Origin of the sequence: Streptomyces triticisoli (genome assembly GCF_003270085.1) — a bacterium.
GTDB classification, from domain to species: domain Bacteria; phylum Actinomycetota; class Actinomycetes; order Streptomycetales; family Streptomycetaceae; genus Streptomyces; species Streptomyces triticisoli.
In genome coordinates this window covers 1-17,764 of record NZ_QFDQ01000292.1, presented here as the reverse complement: position 1 = coordinate 17,764, position 17,764 = coordinate 1, and the positions used below count along the sequence as shown (strand labels likewise).

At 71.7% G+C, this 17,764-nt stretch carries 15 protein-coding genes; 1 reads left to right on the top strand and 14 read right to left on the bottom strand.

From position 1 onward, the window contains the following. Nucleotides 1-56: 56 nt before the first annotated feature. From DEP02_RS32565 to pyrR, 14 genes are all read right to left on the bottom strand, one after another. The gene (locus DEP02_RS32565) at nt 57-2,204 is read right to left on the bottom strand and encodes a primosomal protein N' (RefSeq protein ID WP_112471270.1); all 2,148 of its coding nucleotides are present in this window, start codon (nt 2,202-2,204) and stop codon (nt 57-59) included. A 128-nt stretch (nt 2,205-2,332) separates the two neighbouring features. Beyond that, on the bottom strand, nt 2,333-3,541 hold the full coding sequence (gene metK, locus DEP02_RS32560) for a methionine adenosyltransferase (RefSeq protein ID WP_112471269.1): 1,209 nt from the start codon (nt 3,539-3,541) through the stop codon (nt 2,333-2,335). A gap of 238 nt (nt 3,542-3,779) precedes the next feature. Next, nucleotides 3,780-4,982, bottom strand: coding sequence for a bifunctional phosphopantothenoylcysteine decarboxylase/phosphopantothenate--cysteine ligase CoaBC (gene coaBC / locus DEP02_RS32555; RefSeq protein WP_198668701.1), 1,203 nt, complete (start codon nt 4,980-4,982; stop codon nt 3,780-3,782). A gap of 151 nt (nt 4,983-5,133) precedes the next feature. Continuing rightward, a complete protein-coding gene (rpoZ, locus tag DEP02_RS32550) occupies nt 5,134-5,406 on the bottom strand; it encodes a DNA-directed RNA polymerase subunit omega (RefSeq protein WP_004933985.1) in 273 nt (90 codons plus the stop codon). A 92-nt stretch (nt 5,407-5,498) separates the two neighbouring features. Then, the gene (gmk, locus tag DEP02_RS32545) at nt 5,499-6,092 is read right to left on the bottom strand and encodes a guanylate kinase (protein WP_112471268.1); all 594 of its coding nucleotides are present in this window, start codon (nt 6,090-6,092) and stop codon (nt 5,499-5,501) included. Nucleotides 6,093-6,150: 58 nt separating this feature from the next. Beyond that, a complete protein-coding gene (locus DEP02_RS32540) occupies nt 6,151-6,474 on the bottom strand; it encodes an integration host factor (RefSeq protein WP_003977346.1) in 324 nt (107 codons plus the stop codon). Nucleotides 6,475-6,762: 288 nt separating this feature from the next. Beyond that, a complete protein-coding gene (gene pyrF / locus DEP02_RS32535; protein WP_112471267.1) occupies nt 6,763-7,608 on the bottom strand; it encodes an orotidine-5'-phosphate decarboxylase in 846 nt (281 codons plus the stop codon). Then, nucleotides 7,605-8,720, bottom strand: coding sequence for a quinone-dependent dihydroorotate dehydrogenase (locus DEP02_RS32530; RefSeq protein ID WP_112471266.1), 1,116 nt, complete (start codon nt 8,718-8,720; stop codon nt 7,605-7,607). Before DEP02_RS32530 ends, pyrF begins: the two co-directional genes overlap by 4 nt. Nucleotides 8,721-8,814: 94 nt before the next feature. Further along, nucleotides 8,815-12,123, bottom strand: a complete 3,309-nt coding sequence (carB, locus tag DEP02_RS32525; protein ID WP_112471265.1) for a carbamoyl-phosphate synthase large subunit — start codon at nt 12,121-12,123, stop codon at nt 8,815-8,817. Next, on the bottom strand, nt 12,116-13,273 hold the full coding sequence (carA, locus tag DEP02_RS32520) for a glutamine-hydrolyzing carbamoyl-phosphate synthase small subunit (RefSeq protein WP_112471264.1): 1,158 nt from the start codon (nt 13,271-13,273) through the stop codon (nt 12,116-12,118). Before carA ends, carB begins: the two co-directional genes overlap by 8 nt. After that, the gene (locus DEP02_RS32515) at nt 13,270-13,917 is read right to left on the bottom strand and encodes a PH-like domain-containing protein (RefSeq protein ID WP_112471263.1); all 648 of its coding nucleotides are present in this window, start codon (nt 13,915-13,917) and stop codon (nt 13,270-13,272) included. Before DEP02_RS32515 ends, carA begins: the two co-directional genes overlap by 4 nt. Beyond that, the gene (locus DEP02_RS32510; protein WP_112471262.1) at nt 13,914-15,200 is read right to left on the bottom strand and encodes a dihydroorotase; all 1,287 of its coding nucleotides are present in this window, start codon (nt 15,198-15,200) and stop codon (nt 13,914-13,916) included. The genes DEP02_RS32515 and DEP02_RS32510 overlap by 4 nt, the downstream gene beginning before the upstream one ends. A 5-nt stretch (nt 15,201-15,205) precedes the next feature. After that, the gene (locus DEP02_RS32505) at nt 15,206-16,186 is read right to left on the bottom strand and encodes an aspartate carbamoyltransferase catalytic subunit (RefSeq protein ID WP_112471261.1); all 981 of its coding nucleotides are present in this window, start codon (nt 16,184-16,186) and stop codon (nt 15,206-15,208) included. 152 nt (nt 16,187-16,338) lie between these two features. Beyond that, complete coding sequence (gene pyrR, locus DEP02_RS32500; protein ID WP_112471260.1) at nt 16,339-16,926, bottom strand: bifunctional pyr operon transcriptional regulator/uracil phosphoribosyltransferase PyrR; 588 nt, start codon at nt 16,924-16,926, stop codon at nt 16,339-16,341. 253 nt (nt 16,927-17,179) lie between these two features. On the opposite strand from pyrR, the gene bldD reads away from it, so the two are divergent. Beyond that, nucleotides 17,180-17,683 (top strand): transcriptional regulator BldD, encoded by a 504-nt coding sequence (gene bldD, locus DEP02_RS32495; protein ID WP_112471259.1) that lies wholly within the window; start codon nt 17,180-17,182, stop codon nt 17,681-17,683. Nucleotides 17,684-17,764 lie beyond the last annotated feature (81 nt).

Sequence of the window (17,764 nt, the reverse complement as noted above, 5' to 3'; positions counted from 1 at the left end):
CCGGGCCGGTTCCGCCGCCGGAACCGGCCCGGCCAGGGGAGCGCGGTGGGTGTCCGTCAGCCGATGTCCGGTGGGTCGATGCGCACCCAGACCGTCTCGCCGCCTCCCCTGGCCGTCCGGGCCGCCTGGGCGGACTTCAGGGCGGCGGCGAGGGCGGCTCCACTGCCGGGTGGGACGCGGATCAGGGCGCGGACCCAGTGTTCGCCGGGCGGGGGCGCGCCCGAACGGCGGGGGCGGCCGGGGGGCGTGACCGGGAGCGGGACAGGGCCCAGCACCTCGGCCTCGCGCGGGAGTTCGGCAGTGGGGAGGAAGTCGGTCACCGCCTCCTCCGGGCCGGACACGGCCGCCATGCGGGACACCGGCGGGAAACCCAGCTCCGCGCGTTCGGCCAGCTCCCGTACCGCATGGCCCACGGGGTCCCACCGCACCAGGGCCTGCACGGGCCGCAGTGTCGGCTCGGCGACGACGACCACGGTGCCGCCCGCCTCCTGCGGCCGCACCAGCGCCGCGGCCGCGATCCAGCGCCGTAGCGCGTCCTCGCCCGCCCGCAGGTCGGGCCGGGAGAGCATGGCCCAGCCGTCCAGCAACAGCGCGGCCGCGTACCCGCCCTCGGCGACCGGCTCCGCGCCCGGTGTGCTCACCACGAGCGCGGGCGTGCCCGGCACCGTGTCCAGCACGTGCTCGCGCCCCGAGGTCCGCACCGGCACGGCGGGGAAGGCCCGCCCCAGCTCCTCGGCGGTCCGCCGGGCCCCGACGACCTGGGCACGCAACCGGAACGCGCCGCACTCCGGGCAGTGCCAGGCGGCTTCCTCGCACCCGCACCACCCGCACCGCAGCGCCCCGGTGTCCTGCGCCTGCAGGGGCCCGGCGCAGTGCCGGCAGCGCGCGGGCTCCCGGCACCGCGCGCAGGCCATCCGCGGCACATAGCCCCGGCGGGGCACCTGCACCAGGACGGGCCCGTGCCGCAGCCCCTCCCTGGCCGCCTGCCAGGCGAGCGACGGCAGCCGCGCGGCCCGGGCGGCCTCGTCGCGCGCGAGATCGCCGTCGCTCACGGTGCGCACGAGCGGAGCCGTCCCCCGTATCTGCTGCCGCGCGGCGACAAGGGGCCGGGCCCAGCCGCTCTCGACGAGCTGCGCCGCCTCCACCGTGCAGCTCCAACCACCCAGCAGAAAACCGCACTTGTCCTGTGCGGCGCGCAACAGCAGCACCTCGCGGGTGTGCGGCTGCGGCGCGTGCTGCTCGCTGTGGCTGTCGTCCCCGTCGTCCCAGAGCGCCACCAACCCGAGGTCACGCACCGGCGCGAACATGGCCGCCCGCGTCCCCACCACGGCCCGCACGGAGCCCCTGCGCACCGCGAGCCACTGCTGGTACCTCTTCTCGGGGCCCGCGTCGGCGGTGAGCAGCGCGTGCCGTCCCTCGCCCAGGAGGGCGGTCAGCGCTGCGTCCACCCGGGCGGCGGCCCTTCCGTCCGGTACGACGACGAGCGCACCCCGTCCCGAGGACAGCGCGGCGGCGACCGCGCGGGCCAGCTCCTCGTTCCACTCGGGCCCCGGGAGCGTGTTCCACACGGCGCGCGGCGAGCCGCCCCCGGCCAGCGCCTCCAGGAAAGCCGGCCCCCGCTCGTACCGGGCCCAGGAGCCCGCCTCGGGCGCGGACGGAGGCGGCAGCGGTGCGGGCGAGGGCCGCTGCTCGGCCCGCGCGCTGCGCGGCGGCACGGCGAGCTGCAGGACATCGGCGACACTGCCCGCGTACCGGTCGGCGACGGCCCGCGCGAGGCCCAGCAGTTCCTCGCCGAGCACGGGCTCGGGCGACACGACCTGGGCGAGCGCGGCCAGCGGCCCGGAGTAGTCCGACTCGGCCCGGCGCTCGATCAGGTACCCGTCGACGAGGCCGCCGCCCTCGCGCCGCCCCTCCCGCACCCGGTGCCGTCCGGCCCCGAACCGCACCCGCACCCGCACCCCTGGCTGCGCGTCGGCGTCCAGCTCGGCCGGCACGGCGTAGTCGAAGTACCGGTCGAGGTGCAGCACGCCCTTGTCGACCAGCACCCGCGCCACGGGCAGCTCCCCGGCGAGCGCGGCCCCCCGCCAGGTCCGCGGCTTGGCCCGGGGCTCCTTGGCCTTGCGCACACTCTCCCGGATGAGCGCGAGCTGCTCCGGCGGCGCCCCCGCGGCCCCGCCGTGTCCCGTACCGCTCTCGCTGCTCACCCTTGCATTCCTACCAAACGGGACTGACAACCGACGGCCGCCCGCGTCCCTGAGCCGCACCGGCATGCGCCGAGGCCCGGACTCCACGGGAGTCCGGGCCTCGCTCGATCCTCGGATCGGGCCGGGCCCTACAGCCCCGCCGCCTCGCGCAGCGCGTCCACGCGGTCGGTGCGCTCCCAGGTGAAGTCGGGCAGCTCGCGGCCGAAGTGGCCGTAGGCGGCCGTCTGGGCGTAGATCGGGCGGAGCAGGTCGAGCTCGCGGATGATGGCGGCCGGACGCAGGTCGAAGACCTCGTCGATCGCCTTCTCGATCTTCTCCGGCTCCACCTTGTGCGTGCCGAAGGTCTCCACGAACAGGCCCACCGGCTCGGCCTTGCCGATCGCGTACGCCACCTGCACCTCGCAGCGCGAGGCCAGGCCGGCCGCCACCACGTTCTTGGCGACCCAGCGCATCGCGTACGCCGCCGAGCGGTCCACCTTGGAGGGGTCCTTGCCGGAGAACGCGCCGCCGCCGTGGCGGGCCATGCCGCCGTAGGTGTCGATGATGATCTTCCGGCCGGTCAGGCCGGCGTCACCCATCGGCCCGCCGATCTCGAACCGGCCGGTGGGGTTGACCAGCAGGCGGTAGCCCTCGGTCTCCAGCTTGATGCCGTCCTCCAGCAGCGCCTTCAGCTCCGGCTCCACGACGAACTCGCGGATGTCGGGCGCCAGCAGCGAGTCCAGGTCGATGTCGGAAGCGTGCTGCGAGGAGACGACCACCGTGTCCAGGCGGACCGCCTTGTCGCCGTCGTACTCGATGGTGACCTGCGTCTTGCCGTCGGGGCGCAGGTAGGGGATCGTGCCGTTCTTGCGCACGTCCGACAGCCGCTTGGACAGCCGGTGCGCCAGGAAGATCGGCAGCGGCATCAGCGTCGGCGTCTCGTCGGAGGCGTAGCCGAACATCAGGCCCTGGTCGCCCGCGCCCTGCCGGTCCAGCTCGTCCTCATCACCCTCGACCCGGGACTCGTAGGCGGTGTCGACGCCCTGCGCGATGTCCGGGGACTGCGCGCCGATCGACACCGACACCCCGCAGGAGGCGCCGTCGAAGCCCTTCTTGGAGGAGTCGTAGCCGATCTCCAGGATCTTGCTGCGGACCAGGGTCGCGATGTCCGCGTAGGCCTTGGTCGTGACCTCGCCGGCCACGTGCACCAGGCCGGTGGTGATCAGTGTCTCCACGGCGACCCGGGAGGTCGGGTCCTCGCGCAGCAGCGCGTCGAGAACGGAGTCGCTGATCTGGTCAGCGATCTTGTCGGGGTGACCCTCGGTCACGGACTCCGAGGTGAACAGGCGACGGGACACAACGCTCCCTGGGTTTGCAGCGGCTGCTGGCTGATCATTGGTGGACGACACGGGGGCTGCGCCCGGCGTCGTCCGCGAACAGTTTATCGGTCGCGCTCGGCCACCGCCCCACCCGTCTCGCCTCTCGGGAGCGCTGCGGCCTGTGGCACGGGCATTCTGCCCAATGTCCGGCGAACTTGACCAGAGCCGCTACGCGGCAGAGCACGACGCGCGAGCGGGGCGGGAACAGGGGCGGCGCTCAGCCCAGCCGGGCGGCCACCAGGTCCCACACCGTCTCGGCCAGGGCCTCCTTCGGGCCGTACGGCACAGGGGTTTCGCCGCCGTCGGCGGCCAGCACCACGGCCTCGCTCTCCTCCGCGCCGAAGGTCTTGCGCTCCCCCACCTCGTTGACCACCAGCAGGTCGCAGCCCTTGCGCGCGAGCTTCCTGCGACCGTTGGCGAGGACGTCGTCGGTCTCGGCGGCGAAGCCCACGATCACCTGTCCGGGCCGCGCCCGGTCGGCCGATATCTCCGCGAGGACGTCCGGATTGCGCACCAGGGCGATGGGCTCGGGCTCCTGGCCGTCCTTCTTCTTGATCTTGCCGGCCGCGTAGCTCGTGGGGCGGAAGTCGGCGACGGCGGCGGCCATGACCACCGCGTCGGCGTCCGCGGCCGCCTTCAGCACGGCCTCCCGCAGCTGCACGGCCGTACCGACCCGGACGAGATCCACGCCCGCCGGGTCCGGCAGGTGGGTGTTCGCGGCGACCAGCGTGACCCGGGCGCCCCGGGCCGCCGCGGTGCGCGCGAGGGCGTAGCCCTGCTTGCCGGAGGAGCGGTTGCCGAGGAAGCGGACGGGGTCGAGGGGCTCGCGGGTGCCGCCGGCGCTGACGACGACGTGCCGGCCGGCGAGGTCGGGCTCGCTCGCGCCCCGGGCGAGGACCCGGCGGCAGACCTCGAAGATCTCCACCGGGTCGGGCAGCCGGCCCTTGCCGGTGTCGACGCCGGTCAGCCGGCCGACCGCCGGTTCGACGACGACCGCGCCGCGGCGGCGCAGCGTGGCCACGTTCTCCTGAGTGGCCGGATGCTCCCACATCTCCGTGTGCATGGCGGGGGCGAAGACCACCGGGCAGCGGGCGGTGAGCAGGGTGTTGGTCAGAAGGTCGTCGGCGAGGCCGTGGGCGGCCTTGGCCAGCATGTCCGCCGTGGCCGGGGCCACGACGACCAGGTCGGCCTGCTGACCGATGCGCACGTGCGGGACCTCGTGCACGTCGTCCCAGACCTCGGCGGAGACGGGGTTGCCGGACAGGGCGGACCAGGTCGCCGCGCCGACGAAGTGCAGTGCGGAGGCCGTGGGGACGACGCGCACGTCGTGCCCCGACTCGGTCAGCCTGCGCAGCAGCTCGCACGCCTTGTACGCGGCGATGCCGCCACTGACTCCCAGAACGACCTTCGGCTTGTCCACCGTCTCTCCCCGGCTCGGAAACCTACGACCCCATGCTGCATCAACGCGGGGGACGCCCCCGCACCCCCGAGCAGACCACAGGCCCGGCAATCGTGCTGCCGGGCCTGTGGAAAAACCTACTGCGGTCTGCAGATACGACGTACCGCAGGACTTACTGCCCCGGACCCTCGACGGCCTCGGAGGTCAGCAGGCCCGCGTTGATCTCCCGCAGGGCGATGGAGAGCGGCTTCTCGTGGACGTGGGTGTCGACGAGCGGACCGACGTACTCGAGGAGGCCCTCGCCGAGCTGCGAGTAGTACGCGTTGATCTGGCGGGCCCGCTTGGCCGCGTAGATCACGAGGCTGTACTTCGAGTCGGTGGCCTCGAGGAGCTCGTCGATCGGCGGGTTGATGATGCCCTCGGGCGCGGAGATGGAAGAGGACACGCTCTACCTTCCGATGGATGGGAAAGAATCAGTCGGTGCGACCGTCACGGTGGCTGTCACTGTCACTGCCACGATCCAGTCCCCAGTCACGATCACACAACGTCCATCAAGGCTAGCAGCTCGCGCGCCACGTCCTCGACGGAGGTGTTGACCAGGGTCTCGTCGAACTCCGGCTCGGCCGCGAGCTCGACCTTCGCCGCCCGCAGCCGGCGCTCGATCACCTCGGGCGGCTCGGTCCCCCGCCCGGTGAGCCGGCGTACGAGCTCCTCCCAGGAGGGAGGTGCCAGGAACACCAGCCGGCCCTCGGGCATGGACTCGCGGACCTGCCGGGCGCCCTGGAGGTCGATCTCCAGCAGGACCGGCACACCGGCCTCCAGGTGCTCCAGTACGGGGGCGCGCGGCGTGCCGTAGCGGTTGCCCGCGAACTCGGCCCACTCCAGCAGCTCACCGTTGGCGATCAGCTTGTCCATCTCGTCGTCGGTGACGAAGAAGTAGTGGACGCCGTGCTGTTCACCGGGGCGGGGCTTGCGGGTCGTCGCGGACACCGACAGCCAGACCTCGGGGTGCTCCTTGCGCATATGAGCGACGACCGTGCTCTTGCCGACCCCCGAGGGGCCGGAGAGCACGGTCAGCCGCGGACGTGCGTCCGGGGGTACGGGGGGTGTCCCCCGGGGTGTTACAGCCATGCGGCGATTATTCCAGCAATCCCGGAGTGCCCGGGACTGGACTCCCGCCGGGCCCGGGTCAGGAGCCTGTGCTGCCGAACTCACGCTCCAAAGAAGCAATCTGGTTGGAGCCGAGGCCGCGCACCCGGCGGCTCTCGGAGATGCCGAGTCGCTCCATGATCTGCTTGGCGCGGACCTTGCCCACGCCCGGCAGCGACTCGAGCAGGGCGGACACCTTCATCTTGCCGATGACGTCGTTTTCCTGGCCCTGCTTGATGACCTCGTGCAGGGAGGCGCCGGAGTGCTTGAGTCGATTCTTGACCTCGGCCCGCTCCCGGCGAGCCGCGGCGGCCTTTTCGAGCGCGGCTGCGCGCTGTTCAGGGGTAAGGGGCGGAAGAGCCACGCCTACGTCACCTCGGATGTCGAACTGTCGGATACGGACCGGTGAGGAACCTAGTCGCCCCACACCTGGGGAGCCACGAGCAACACGCTTGCCCGCTCTCCCCCACTGCCTTGAGGGCGTGGGAGGTGCCCCCACTCGACGGAGACTAGCGGTCGAGGGCGCCTGAGTCAGCGAGAACAGCGGAAAAGTCCTGGTCAGCCTCCGTCAGGACGGACATTTAGAACATACTGCCCCGGATTCGAGGGCGCATCCAGACGTGAGTACTCCCCTCGACCGTCCACCCGGTCCTCAGCCCGCGGCCACCGCGACCTGGATCTCCTCCACGAAACGTTCCGTGGCGTCACGCAGCGCCACCACGTCGGGACCGTGACGCAGAACACCCCGGCTGACGTTCGGGACCACATTGCGCACCGCGGCCCCGAAGACCCGGGCAAGATCGGCCGGTGTCGCTCCCTGGGCGCCGATGCCGGGGGCGAGGAGCGGACCGTTGATCCGAAGGTCGTACGATGACAGGTCACCGAGCGTGGCGCCCACCACCGCTCCGAAGGAGCCCAGCGGGGTCTGCCCGGCGTTCTCCTCGGCGAGGTGCGCGAGCACGGTCGCGCCCACGGTGCGGCCGTCGGGCCGTACGGCGTGCTGGACCTCCGCGCCCTCCGGGTTGGAGGTCAGCGCCAGCACGAACAGGCCCGCGCCGTTCTCCCGCGCCAGGTCGACCGCGGGCTTCAGCGAGCCGTAGCCTAGGTAGGGCGAGACGGTCAGCGCGTCCGAGAACAGCGGCGCGTCCTTGTGCAGGAACGACTCGGCGTAGGCGGCCATGGTCGAGCCGATGTCCCCGCGCTTGGCGTCCATGATCACCAGAGCACCCGCCGCCCGCGCCTCCTCAACCGTCCTCTCCAGGACGGCGACGCCGCGCGAGCCGAAGCGCTCGAAGAAGGCGCTCTGCGGCTTCAGGGCGGCGACCCGGTCGGCGACCGCCTCCACCACCGTGCGGCTGAACCGCTCCAGGGAGGCCACGTCGTCCTTCAGGCCCCACTCGGCGAGCAGGGACGCGTGCGGGTCGATGCCCACGCACAGCGGGCCGCGCTCGTCCATGGCGTGGCGCAGGCGCGCGCCGAAGGGCTCCGTCGGGCTCATGCTGTCGTTCCTGCCTTCTTCACATCGGCGCCGACCGCGTCGGCGAGGGTGGCGTACGGGCTGGTGCGCAGGCGCGCGGCGAGCCCCTTGTGGAGGGCCCGGCCCCAGAAGGGTCCCTGGTAGACGAAGGCGCTGTAGCCCTGGACCAGCGTGGCGCCGGCCAGGATGCGCTGCCAGGCGTCCTCGGCGTTCTCGATGCCGCCCACGCCGACCAGCGTCACGCGGTCGCCCACGCGCGCGTAGAGGCGGCGCAGCACCTGGAGGGAGCGAGCCTTCAGCGGCGCGCCGGAGAGCCCGCCGGCCTCCTTCACCAGCGAGGGCGCGGAGGTCAGACCGAGTCCCTCGCGCGCGATGGTGGTGTTGGTGGCGATGATCCCGTCCAGGCCGAGCTCCACGGCCAGGTCGGCGACGGCGTCGACGTCCTCGTCGGCGAGGTCCGGCGCGATCTTCACCAGCAGCGGCACCCGGCGTCCCGGAACGGCCCGGTCGGCGGCCTCGCGCACGGCGCTCAGCAGCGGGCGCAGCGCCTCGGTGGCCTGCAGGTCGCGCAGGCCGGGGGTGTTCGGCGAGGAGACGTTGACGACCAGGTAGTCGGCGTACGGGGCCAGCCGCTCGGTGGACTTGACGTAGTCGCCGACGGCCTCCTCCTCCGGGACGACCTTGGTCTTGCCGATGTTGACGCCCACGACGGTCCTGAACACGGGCGTGCGCGAGGCCAGACGCGCGGCGACGGCGAGCGAACCCTCGTTGTTGAATCCCATGCGGTTGATGAGCGCACGGTCGGCGACCAGCCGGAACAGCCGCTTCTTCGGGTTGCCGGGCTGCGGCTCCCCCGTCACCGTGCCGATCTCCACGTGGTCGAAGCCCAGCATCGACATCCCGTCGATCGCGACGGCGTTCTTGTCGAAACCGGCGGCGAGCCCGAACGGGCCGTGCATCCGCAGCCCGAGGGCCTCGGTGCGCAGCTCCTTGTAGCGGGGGGCGAGCACGGCCGCGAGGAAGGTGCGCAGCACCGGGATGCGGACGGCGAGCCGGATCCAGCGGAAGGCCAGGTGGTGCGCCTGCTCGGGATCCATCCGCTGGAAGACCAGCCGGAAGAAAATCTTGTACATGACTGAGTTCTCTCGGTCCTCGTGAAGTGGTCCCCGTGAGGACGTGATCCTCATGAAGAGGGGGACACCGTTTCCGGTGTCCCCCTCGGGGCTGCTAGTCGCGTGTCGCGGTCAGAAAGCCGGCGTGTTCCTGCAGGGAGCGGACGCCCACCTCTCCGTGGTGGAGGGCATCGATCCCCTGGACCGCCGCGGCCAGGGCCTGGACCGTGGTCAGGCAGGGCAGGGAGCGGGCCACGGCCGCGGTGCGGATCTCGTAGCCGTCGAGGCGGCCACCGGTGCCGTAGGGGGTGTTGACGATGAGGTCGACCTCGCCGTCGTGGATGAGCTGGACGATGGTCTTCTCGCCGTTGGGGCCGGGTCCGTCGGACTGCTTGCGCACCACGGTGGCGTGGATGCCGTTGCGCTTGAGCACCTCGGCGGTGCCGGAGGTGGCGAGCAGTTCGAAGCCGTGGGCGACCAGCTCACGGGCCGGGAAGATCATCGACCGCTTGTCCCGGTTGGCGACCGAGATGAAGGCGCGGCCCTTGGTCGGCAGCGGGCCGTACGCCCCCGCCTGCGACTTGGCGTACGCCGTGCCGAAGACGGAGTCGATGCCCATGACCTCGCCGGTGGAGCGCATCTCCGGGCCGAGCACGGTGTCGACGCCGCGCCCGGAGGTGTCCCGGAAGCGGCTCCAGGGCAGCACGGCCTCCTTGACGGAGATCGGTGCGTCCAGCGGCAGCGTGCCGCCGTCGCCGGTCCTCGGCAGCAGGCCCTCCTCGCGCAGCTCGGCGACGGTCGCGCCCAGCGAGATCCGGGCGGCGGCCTTGGCCAGCGGCACGGCGGTCGCCTTGGAGGTGAAGGGCACCGTACGGGAGGCGCGCGGGTTGGCCTCCAGGACGTAGAGGATGTCACCGGACATCGCGAACTGGATGTTGATCAGGCCGCGCACCCCGACACCTCGCGCGATGGCCTCGGTGGAGGCCCGCAGCCGCTTGATGTCGTGCCCGCCGAGCGTGATCGGGGGCAGCGCGCACGCCGAGTCGCCGGAGTGGATGCCGGCCTCCTCGATGTGCTCCATGACGCCGCCGAGGTACAGCTCCTCGCCGTCGTAGAGGGCGTCGACGTCGATCTCTATGGCGTCGTCCAGGAACCGGTCGACGAGCACCGGCCGGGAGGGGCTGATCTCGGTCGACTCGGCGATGTACGCCTCCAGCCGCGTCTCGTCGTAGACGATCTCCATGCCGCGTCCGCCGAGGACGTACGACGGGCGGACCAGGACCGGGTAGCCGATCTCGTCGGCGATGGCCTTGGCCTGGGCGAAGGTGGTGGCGGTGCCGTGCTTGGGAGCGGGCAGGCCCGCCTCGGCCAGCACCTGGCCGAAGGCGCCCCGGTCCTCGGCGGCGTGGATGGCCTCCGGGGGGGTGCCGACGATCGGCACGCCGTTGTCCTTCAGGGCCTGGGCCAGGCCCAGCGGGGTCTGTCCGCCCAGCTGGACGACGACACCGGCGATCGGGCCGGCCTGCCGCTCCGCGTGGACGATCTCCAGCACGTCCTCCAGGGTGAGCGGCTCGAAGTACAGCCGGTCGGAGGTGTCGTAGTCGGTGGAGACGGTCTCCGGGTTGCAGTTGACCATCACGGTCTCGTACCCGGCGTCGGACAGCGCGAAGGAGGCGTGCACGCAGGAGTAGTCGAACTCGATGCCCTGGCCGATGCGGTTGGGGCCGGAGCCCAGGATGATCACCGCGGGCTTCTCACGCGGGGCGACCTCGGTCTCCTCGTCGTAGGAGGAGTAGAAGTACGGCGTCTTCGCGGCGAACTCGGCGGCGCAGGTGTCGACCGTCTTGTAGACCGGGCGGATGCCGAGCGCGTGCCGCACCTCGCGGACGACGTCCTCGCGCAGGCCGCGGATCTCGCCGATCTGCTGGTCGGAGAAGCCGTGCCGCTTGGCGTCGGCGAGCACTTCGGCGGTGAGTTCGGGCGCCTCGGCGAGCTCGTCGGCGACCTCCTTGATCAGGAACAGCTGGTCGACGAACCAGGGGTCGATCCTGGTGACGTCGAAGACCTCCTGCGGCGTGGCGCCCGCGCGGATGGCCTGCATGACCGCGTTGATCCGGCCGTCGGTCGGGCGGACGGCCGCCTGCAGCAGCTCGTGCTTGTCGCCGGGCTCGCCGACGAACGTGAACTGGCTGCCCTTCTTCTCCAGCGAGCGCAGGGCCTTCTGGAAGGCCTCGGTGAAGTTGCGGCCGATGGCCATGGCCTCGCCGACCGACTTCATGGTGGTGGTCAGCGTGGAGTCGGCGCTCGGGAACTTCTCGAAGGCGAACCGGGGCGCCTTGACGACCACGTAGTCCAGGGCCGGCTCGAAGGAGGCCGGAGTCTCCTGCGTGATGTCGTTCGGGATCTCGTCGAGGGTGTAGCCGACGGCGAGCTTGGCGGCGATCTTGGCGATGGGGAAGCCGGTCGCCTTGGACGCCAGGGCCGACGAACGCGACACCCGCGGGTTCATCTCGATGACGATGACCCGGCCGTCCTCGGGGTTGACCGCGAACTGGATGTTGCAGCCGCCGGTGTCGACGCCGACCTCGCGGATCACGGCGATGCCGATGTCGCGCAGGATCTGGTACTCGCGGTCGGTGAGGGTCATCGCCGGGGCCACGGTGATGGAGTCGCCGGTGTGCACGCCCATCGGGTCGAAGTTCTCGATGGAGCAGACGACCACGACGTTGTCGTGCTTGTCGCGCATCAGCTCCAGCTCGTACTCCTTCCAGCCGAGGATGGACTCCTCCAGGAGGACCTCGGTGGTCGGGGAGAGCGCGAGGCCGGTGCCGGCGATGCGGCGCAGTTCGTCCTCGTCGTGGGCGAAGCCGGAGCCGGCGCCGCCCATGGTGAAGGAGGGCCGGACGACGACCGGGTAGCCGCCGAGCTCGTCGACGCCGGCCAGGACCTCGTCCATGGTGTGGCAGATCACCGAGCGGGCGGACTCGCCGTGCCCGATCCTCTGCCGGACGGCCTCCACGACCTCCTTGAACTGGTCGCGGTCCTCGCCCTTGTGGATGGCTTCGACGCGGGCGCCGATCAGCTCGACACCGTACTTGGCCAGCACGCCGTTGTCGTGCAGCGAGATGGCGGTGTTGAGGGCCGTCTGGCCGCCCAGGGTGGGCAGCAGGGCGTCGGGGCGCTCCTTGGCGATGATCTTCTCGACGAACTCCGGGGTGATCGGCTCGACGTAGGTGGCGTCGGCGATCTCCGGGTCGGTCATGATCGTCGCCGGGTTGGAGTTGACGAGGATCACCCTCAGGCCCTCGGCCTTCAGGACGCGGCACGCCTGGGTGCCGGAGTAGTCGAACTCGGCGGCCTGCCCGATGACGATCGGGCCGGAGCCGATGACCAGGACGGACTGGATATCGGTGCGCTTAGGCACGCTGGCCCTCCATCAGGGAGACGAAGCGGTCGAACAGGTAGGCGGCGTCGTGGGGTCCCGCGGCCGCTTCGGGGTGGTACTGGACGCTGAAGGCCGGCTTGTCGAGCAGCCGCAGACCCTCCACCACGTTGTCATTGAGGCAGACGTGGGAGACCTCGACACGGCCGAAGGGCGTGTCGGAGACCCGGTCGGTGGGGGCGTCCACGGCGAAGCCGTGGTTGTGCGAGGTGACCTCGACCTTGCCGGTCGTACGGTCCTGCACCGGCTGGTTGATGCCGCGGTGGCCGTACTTCAGCTTGTAGGTGCCGAAGCCGAGCGCGCGGCCGAGGATCTGGTTGCCGAAGCAGATGCCGAACAGCGGTGTGCCGCGCTCCAGGACGCCCCGCATCACGGAGACGGGGTGGTCGGCGGTGGCCGGGTCGCCGGGCCCGTTGGAGAAGAACACCCCGTCGGGCTCGACCGCGTACACGTCCTCCAGCGTGGCCGTGGACGGCAGCACGTGCACCTCGAGGCCGCGCTCGGCCATCCGGTGCGGGGTCGTGCCCTTGATGCCCAGGTCGATCGCGGCGACGGTGAACTTCTTCTCGCCGACGGCCGGGACGACGTACGCCTCCCGGGTGGCGACCTCCGCGGACAGGTCGGCGCCCTCCATCCGGGGCGCCTGGAGGACCCGGGCCAGCAGCGCGGCCTCGTCCTGGATCGCCTCACCGCTGAAGATGCCGACGCGCATGGCGCCCTGCTCGCGCAGGTGGCGGGTCAGGGCACGGGTGTCGATGCCGCTGATGCCGACGACGCCCTGGGCGGCCAGCTCCTCGTCCAGGCTGCGCTTGGCGCGCCAGTTGGACGGCCGGCGCGCGGGGTCGCGCACCACGTAGCCGGAGACCCAGATCCGTGGCGACTCGCGGTCCTCGTCGTTGACACCGGTGTTGCCGACGTGCGGGGTGGTCATGACGACGACCTGGCGGTGGTAGGACGGGTCGGTGAGGGTCTCCTGGTAGCCGGTCATGCCGGTGGAGAACACGGCCTCGCCGAACGTCTCCCCCACGGCCCCGTAGGCACGGCCGCGGAAGACCCGGCCGTCCTCCAGGACGAGTACGGCGGGAGCCGCCTTGTGCCTCTGCGAGGCGGTCTCCTGACTGGAGGTGGTCATCGTTCGGCGCCTTCCGTGCTGTGCTTTGCGGTCAGGGAGTTCAGGGCTTCGACCCACGCGGGGTGCTCGGCCGCCCGGTCGGAGCGGAACCCGGAGTCGATCAGCCGTTCGCCGTGTGCCCAGGTCACGATCAGCAGTCCGCCCTCGGTGAGGACCTTGCCGGCGATGCCCTTGTCGAGCCGGGCTCCGCGCAGCTGTGCGGCCGGCACGAAGAAGTCGGTGGCTCCAGGGCGTACGACGTCCAGGCCGGCGTCCGTCAGGGTCAGCTCGGCCCGGCTGCGGGTGCCCAGGCCCCGGGCCACGATGCGGTCCAGCCACTGCCCGGCGGTGGTGGAGCCGTGGTAGCGGCCGCTGAGTGTGAGCAGCGGCGGCTCGCCGCCTCCGTTGAGGGTGGTGGTGGGCGACGGGTGGGCCAGTCGCGGCTCACCGGGGTCCTGTGGTGCGGAGGGCAGCTCGGGCAGGTCGCCCTGGAGGGTGCCGCGCCACTTCCAGCCCTCGCGCATCAGCCAGTAGACGAGGGCGACGAACAGGGCGAGGCCGACCAGCCAGCCGATGCGGGCGGCCCAGTTGGTGACCTCGGCCGACTTCTCCTCGGCGGCGAGGCCGGTGGCGAGCCCGGCTGCGAGCAGTGTTGCAGGTGTCACGTGAGCTTCCCGTCGACGAGCGTGGCCTTGCCCCGGAGCCACGTGTGGGTGACACGGCCCGGCAGCTCACGTCCCTCGTACGGGGTGTTGCGGCTGCGCGAGGCGAAGCCCGCGGGGTCCACCTGCCCACGGTATGCGGTGTCGACCAGGGTGAGGTTCGCGGGCTCACCTGCCGAGACGGGACGGCCGTGGCCGGTGGCCCGTCCGATCCGGGCGGGCTCGAAGGACATGCGGTCGGCGACGCCGGCCCAGTCCAGCAGGCCCGTGTCGACCATGGTCTCCTGGACCACTGACAACGCGGTCTCCAGGCCGACCATGCCCATGGCCGCGGCGGCCCACTCGCAGTCCTTGTCCTCGTGCGGGTGGGGGGCGTGGTCGGTGGCGACGATGTCGATCGTGCCGTCGGCGAGTGCCTCGCGCAGGGCGTGCACGTCGCGCTCGGTGCGCAGCGGCGGGTTCACCTTGTAGACCGGGTTGTAGGTGCGCACCAGCTCGTCGGTCAGCAGCAGGTGGTGCGGGGTGACCTCGGCGGTGACCTGGATGCCGCGGGACTTGGCCCAGCGGACGATCTCGACGCTCCCGGCGGTCGACAGGTGGCAGATGTGCACGCGGGAGCCGACGTGGTCGGCGAGCAGCACGTCGCGGGCGATGATCGACTCCTCGGCGACGGCCGGCCAGCCCCCGAGCCCCAGTTCGGCGGAGACGACACCCTCGTTCATCTGGGCGCCCTCGGTCAGCCGCGGCTCCTGGGCGTGCTGGGCGACGACGCCGCCGAAGGCCTTCACGTACTCCAGCGCCCGGCGCATGATCACCGCGTCGTCGACGCACTTGCCGTCGTCGGAGAAGACGGTCACCCCGGCGGCCGACTCGTGCATGGCGCCGAGTTCGGCGAGCTTCTTGCCCTCCAGGCCGACGGTGACGGCGCCGACGGGCCGCACGTCGCAGTAGCCGTGTTCCTTGCCGAGCCGCCAGACCTGCTCGACGACGCCGGCGGTGTCGGCGACGGGGAAGGTGTTGGCCATGGCGAACACGGCGGTGTAGCCGCCGGAGGCGGCGGCGCGGGTGCCGGTGAGCACGGTCTCGGAGTCCTCGCGACCCGGCTCGCGCAGGTGGGTGTGCAGGTCGACCAGGCCCGGCAGGAGCACCTTGCCGGCGGCCTCGACGACCTCGGCGCCTTCCGCACTGAGGTCCGCGCCCACCTCTGCGATCGTCTCGCCGTCGATCAGCACGTCCTGGGGTTCGCCGCCGAGTACCTTCGCACCACGGATCAGGATCTTGCTCATGTCTGTTATTTCTCCTCGGTGGTGCGGGCTTGGGTGAGGGCGGTTTCGCTGCCGCCGAGCAGCAGGTACAGCACGGCCATGCGGATGGAGACGCCGTTGGCGACCTGCTCGACGGCCGTGCAGCGCTCGGAGTCGGCGACCGCGGCGGTGATCTCCATGCCGCGGACCATCGGGCCGGGGTGCATCACGATGGCGTGCTCGGGCATCCTGGCCATGCGGTCGCTGTCGAGGCCGTAGCGCCGGGAGTACTCGCGCTCGGTGGGGAAGAAGGCGGCGTGCATGCGCTCGCGCTGGACGCGCAGCATCATCACCGCGTCGGACTTGGGCAGCGTGGCGTCGAGGTCGTAGGACACCTCGCAGGGCCAGGACTCGACGCCGACGGGCAGCAGGGTGGGCGGGGCGACCAGGGTGACCTCGGCGCCGAGGGTGTGCAGCAGGTCGACGTTGGAGCGGGCGACCCGGCTGTGCAGCACGTCACCGACGACGGTGATGCGCCTGCCGGACAGGTCCTGGCCGAGGCCCGCGTCCCGGCCGACCAGCCGGCGGCGCATGGTGAAGGCGTCGAGCAGGGCCTGGGTGGGGTGCTGGTGGGTTCCGTCGCCGGCGTTGATGACGGTGGCGTCGATCCAGCCGGAGTTGGCCAGCCGGTACGGGGCTCCGGAGGCGCCGTGCCGGATGACGACGGCGTCGACGCCCATCGCCGCCAGGGTCTGGGCGGTGTCCTTCAGGGACTCGCCCTTGGACACCGACGAACCCTTGGCGGTGAAGTTGATGACGTCCGCGGACAGCCGCTTCTCGGCGGCCTCGAACGAGATCCGGGTGCGGGTGGAGTCCTCGAAGAAGAGGTTGACGACGGTGCGGCCGCGCAGGGTCGGCAGCTTCTTGATCGGCCGGTCGGCGACCCGGGCCATCTCCTCGGCGGTGTCGAGGATCAGGACGGCGTCGTCGCGGGAGAGGTCGGCGGCCGAGATGAGATGACGCTGCATCTGTCAGGCTCCGTAAGGAAGTTCATTCAGGAAGCGGGGACTGGGGCCCGCGGCGGCAGCCGCTTGTGTCACAGCCCGGGAGGCACAGCTGGGCAGGTGGCGGACGCGAGGGCACGCGCGCGGGGCGTACGGCGTCGCGTACGCGCGCGTGGTTACGGCTGCCGCTCGCCCGGGGCGGCCGGTTTAGTGCCGAGCAGCACGGTGTCGCGGCCATCCTCCTCGGTGACCAGGACCTTGACCGTCTCCCGCAGCGACGTGGGGAGGTTCTTGCCGACGTAGTCGGCGCGGATGGGCAGTTCGCGATGGCCGCGGTCGACCAGGACGGCGAGCTGCACCGCGCGCGGGCGGCCGATGTCGTTCAGGGCGTCGAGGGCGGCGCGGATGGTGCGGCCGGAGAAGAGCACGTCGTCGACGAGGACGACCAGACGGCCGTCGATGCCGTCCCCGGGGATCTCGGTGCGGGCCAGCGCGCGCGGGGGCTGCAGGCGCAGGTCGTCGCGGTACATGGTGATGTCGAGCGAGCCGCAGGGGATCTCGCGCTCGGTGATCTGCTCGAGCTTGGCGGCGAGCCGCTGGGCGAGGAAGACACCCCGGGTCGGAATGCCGAGGAGCACCACGTCGTCGGCGCCCTTGGCGCGCTCGACGATCTCGTGGGCGATGCGGGTCAGCACCCGTGCGATGTCGGGACCCTCGAGAACGGGCCGAGCATCGGACGCATGCGCGTTCGCGTGCGTGTCCATACGAAACGGACCTCCTTCTCCGCCTCACGGGACGGACCTTAAAGGACGTCGGAATTGCGTCGTCCACGGTAGCAGGCGCCGGAGACTGCCCTGGTCACCCCCCTGGAGCAATCCGCTGTCGCTAGTACGGGAGCGGCGGTGTGGACCATTCGGCTTGACGCGCAAGAGTAACGCTGCGTAACCTCACAGTGAGTTACCAGCCGCGCGGCGGGAAACCAAGCCAGTCGCGTCGACACAGTGTCCGGGGAGCCATATGTCCAGCGAATACGCCAAACAGCTCGGGGCCAAGCTCCGGGCGATCCGCACCCAGCAGGGCCTTTCCCTCCACGGTGTCGAGGAGAAGAGCCAGGGACGCTGGAAGGCGGTCGTGGTCGGTTCGTACGAGCGCGGCGACCGTGCCGTGACCGTGCAGCGCCTCGCCGAACTGGCGGATTTCTACGGAGTCCCCGTGCAGGAGCTGCTGCCGGGCACCACCCCGGGCGGCGCCGCCGAGCCCCCGCCGAAGCTGGTCCTGGACCTGGAGCGGCTGGCCACGGTGCCGGCCGAGAAGGCGGGCCCGCTGCAGCGGTACGCGGCGACGATCCAGTCGCAGCGCGGTGACTACAACGGCAAGGTGCTCTCGATCCGCCAGGACGACCTGCGCACCCTCGCCGTCATCTACGACCAGTCGCCCTCGGTCCTCACCGAGCAGCTGATCAGCTGGGGCGTGCTGGACGCGGACGCGCGCCGCGCGGTGGCGTCCCAGGAAGAGAGCTGACCGCTCCGCGGTTCTCAGTAGACGCGGGTCTGAGCAGAAACGTGCCGCCGGGGTGGCCGGAACTTCACGGTTCCGGCCACC

What these genes read in the sequence shown, in the direction of transcription:
- gmk (WP_112471268.1), bottom strand. Translation starts at nt 6,092, where the DNA reads ATGGCTGTAACACCCCGGGGGACACCCCCCGTACCCCCGGACGCACGT.
- pyrF (WP_112471267.1), bottom strand. Translation starts at nt 7,608, where the DNA reads ATGAGCCCGACGGAGCCCTTCGGCGCGCGCCTGCGCCACGCCATGGAC.
- DEP02_RS32530 (WP_112471266.1), bottom strand. Translation starts at nt 8,720, where the DNA reads ATGTACAAGATTTTCTTCCGGCTGGTCTTCCAGCGGATGGATCCCGAG.
- carA (WP_112471264.1), bottom strand. Translation starts at nt 13,273, where the DNA reads ATGACCACCTCCAGTCAGGAGACCGCCTCGCAGAGGCACAAGGCGGCT.
- DEP02_RS32510 (WP_112471262.1), bottom strand. Translation starts at nt 15,200, where the DNA reads ATGAGCAAGATCCTGATCCGTGGTGCGAAGGTACTCGGCGGCGAACCC.
- DEP02_RS32505 (WP_112471261.1), bottom strand. Translation starts at nt 16,186, where the DNA reads ATGCAGCGTCATCTCATCTCGGCCGCCGACCTCTCCCGCGACGACGCC.
- pyrR (WP_112471260.1), bottom strand. Translation starts at nt 16,926, where the DNA reads ATGGACACGCACGCGAACGCGCATGCGTCCGATGCTCGGCCCGTTCTC.
- bldD (WP_112471259.1), top strand. Translation starts at nt 17,180, where the DNA reads ATGTCCAGCGAATACGCCAAACAGCTCGGGGCCAAGCTCCGGGCGATC.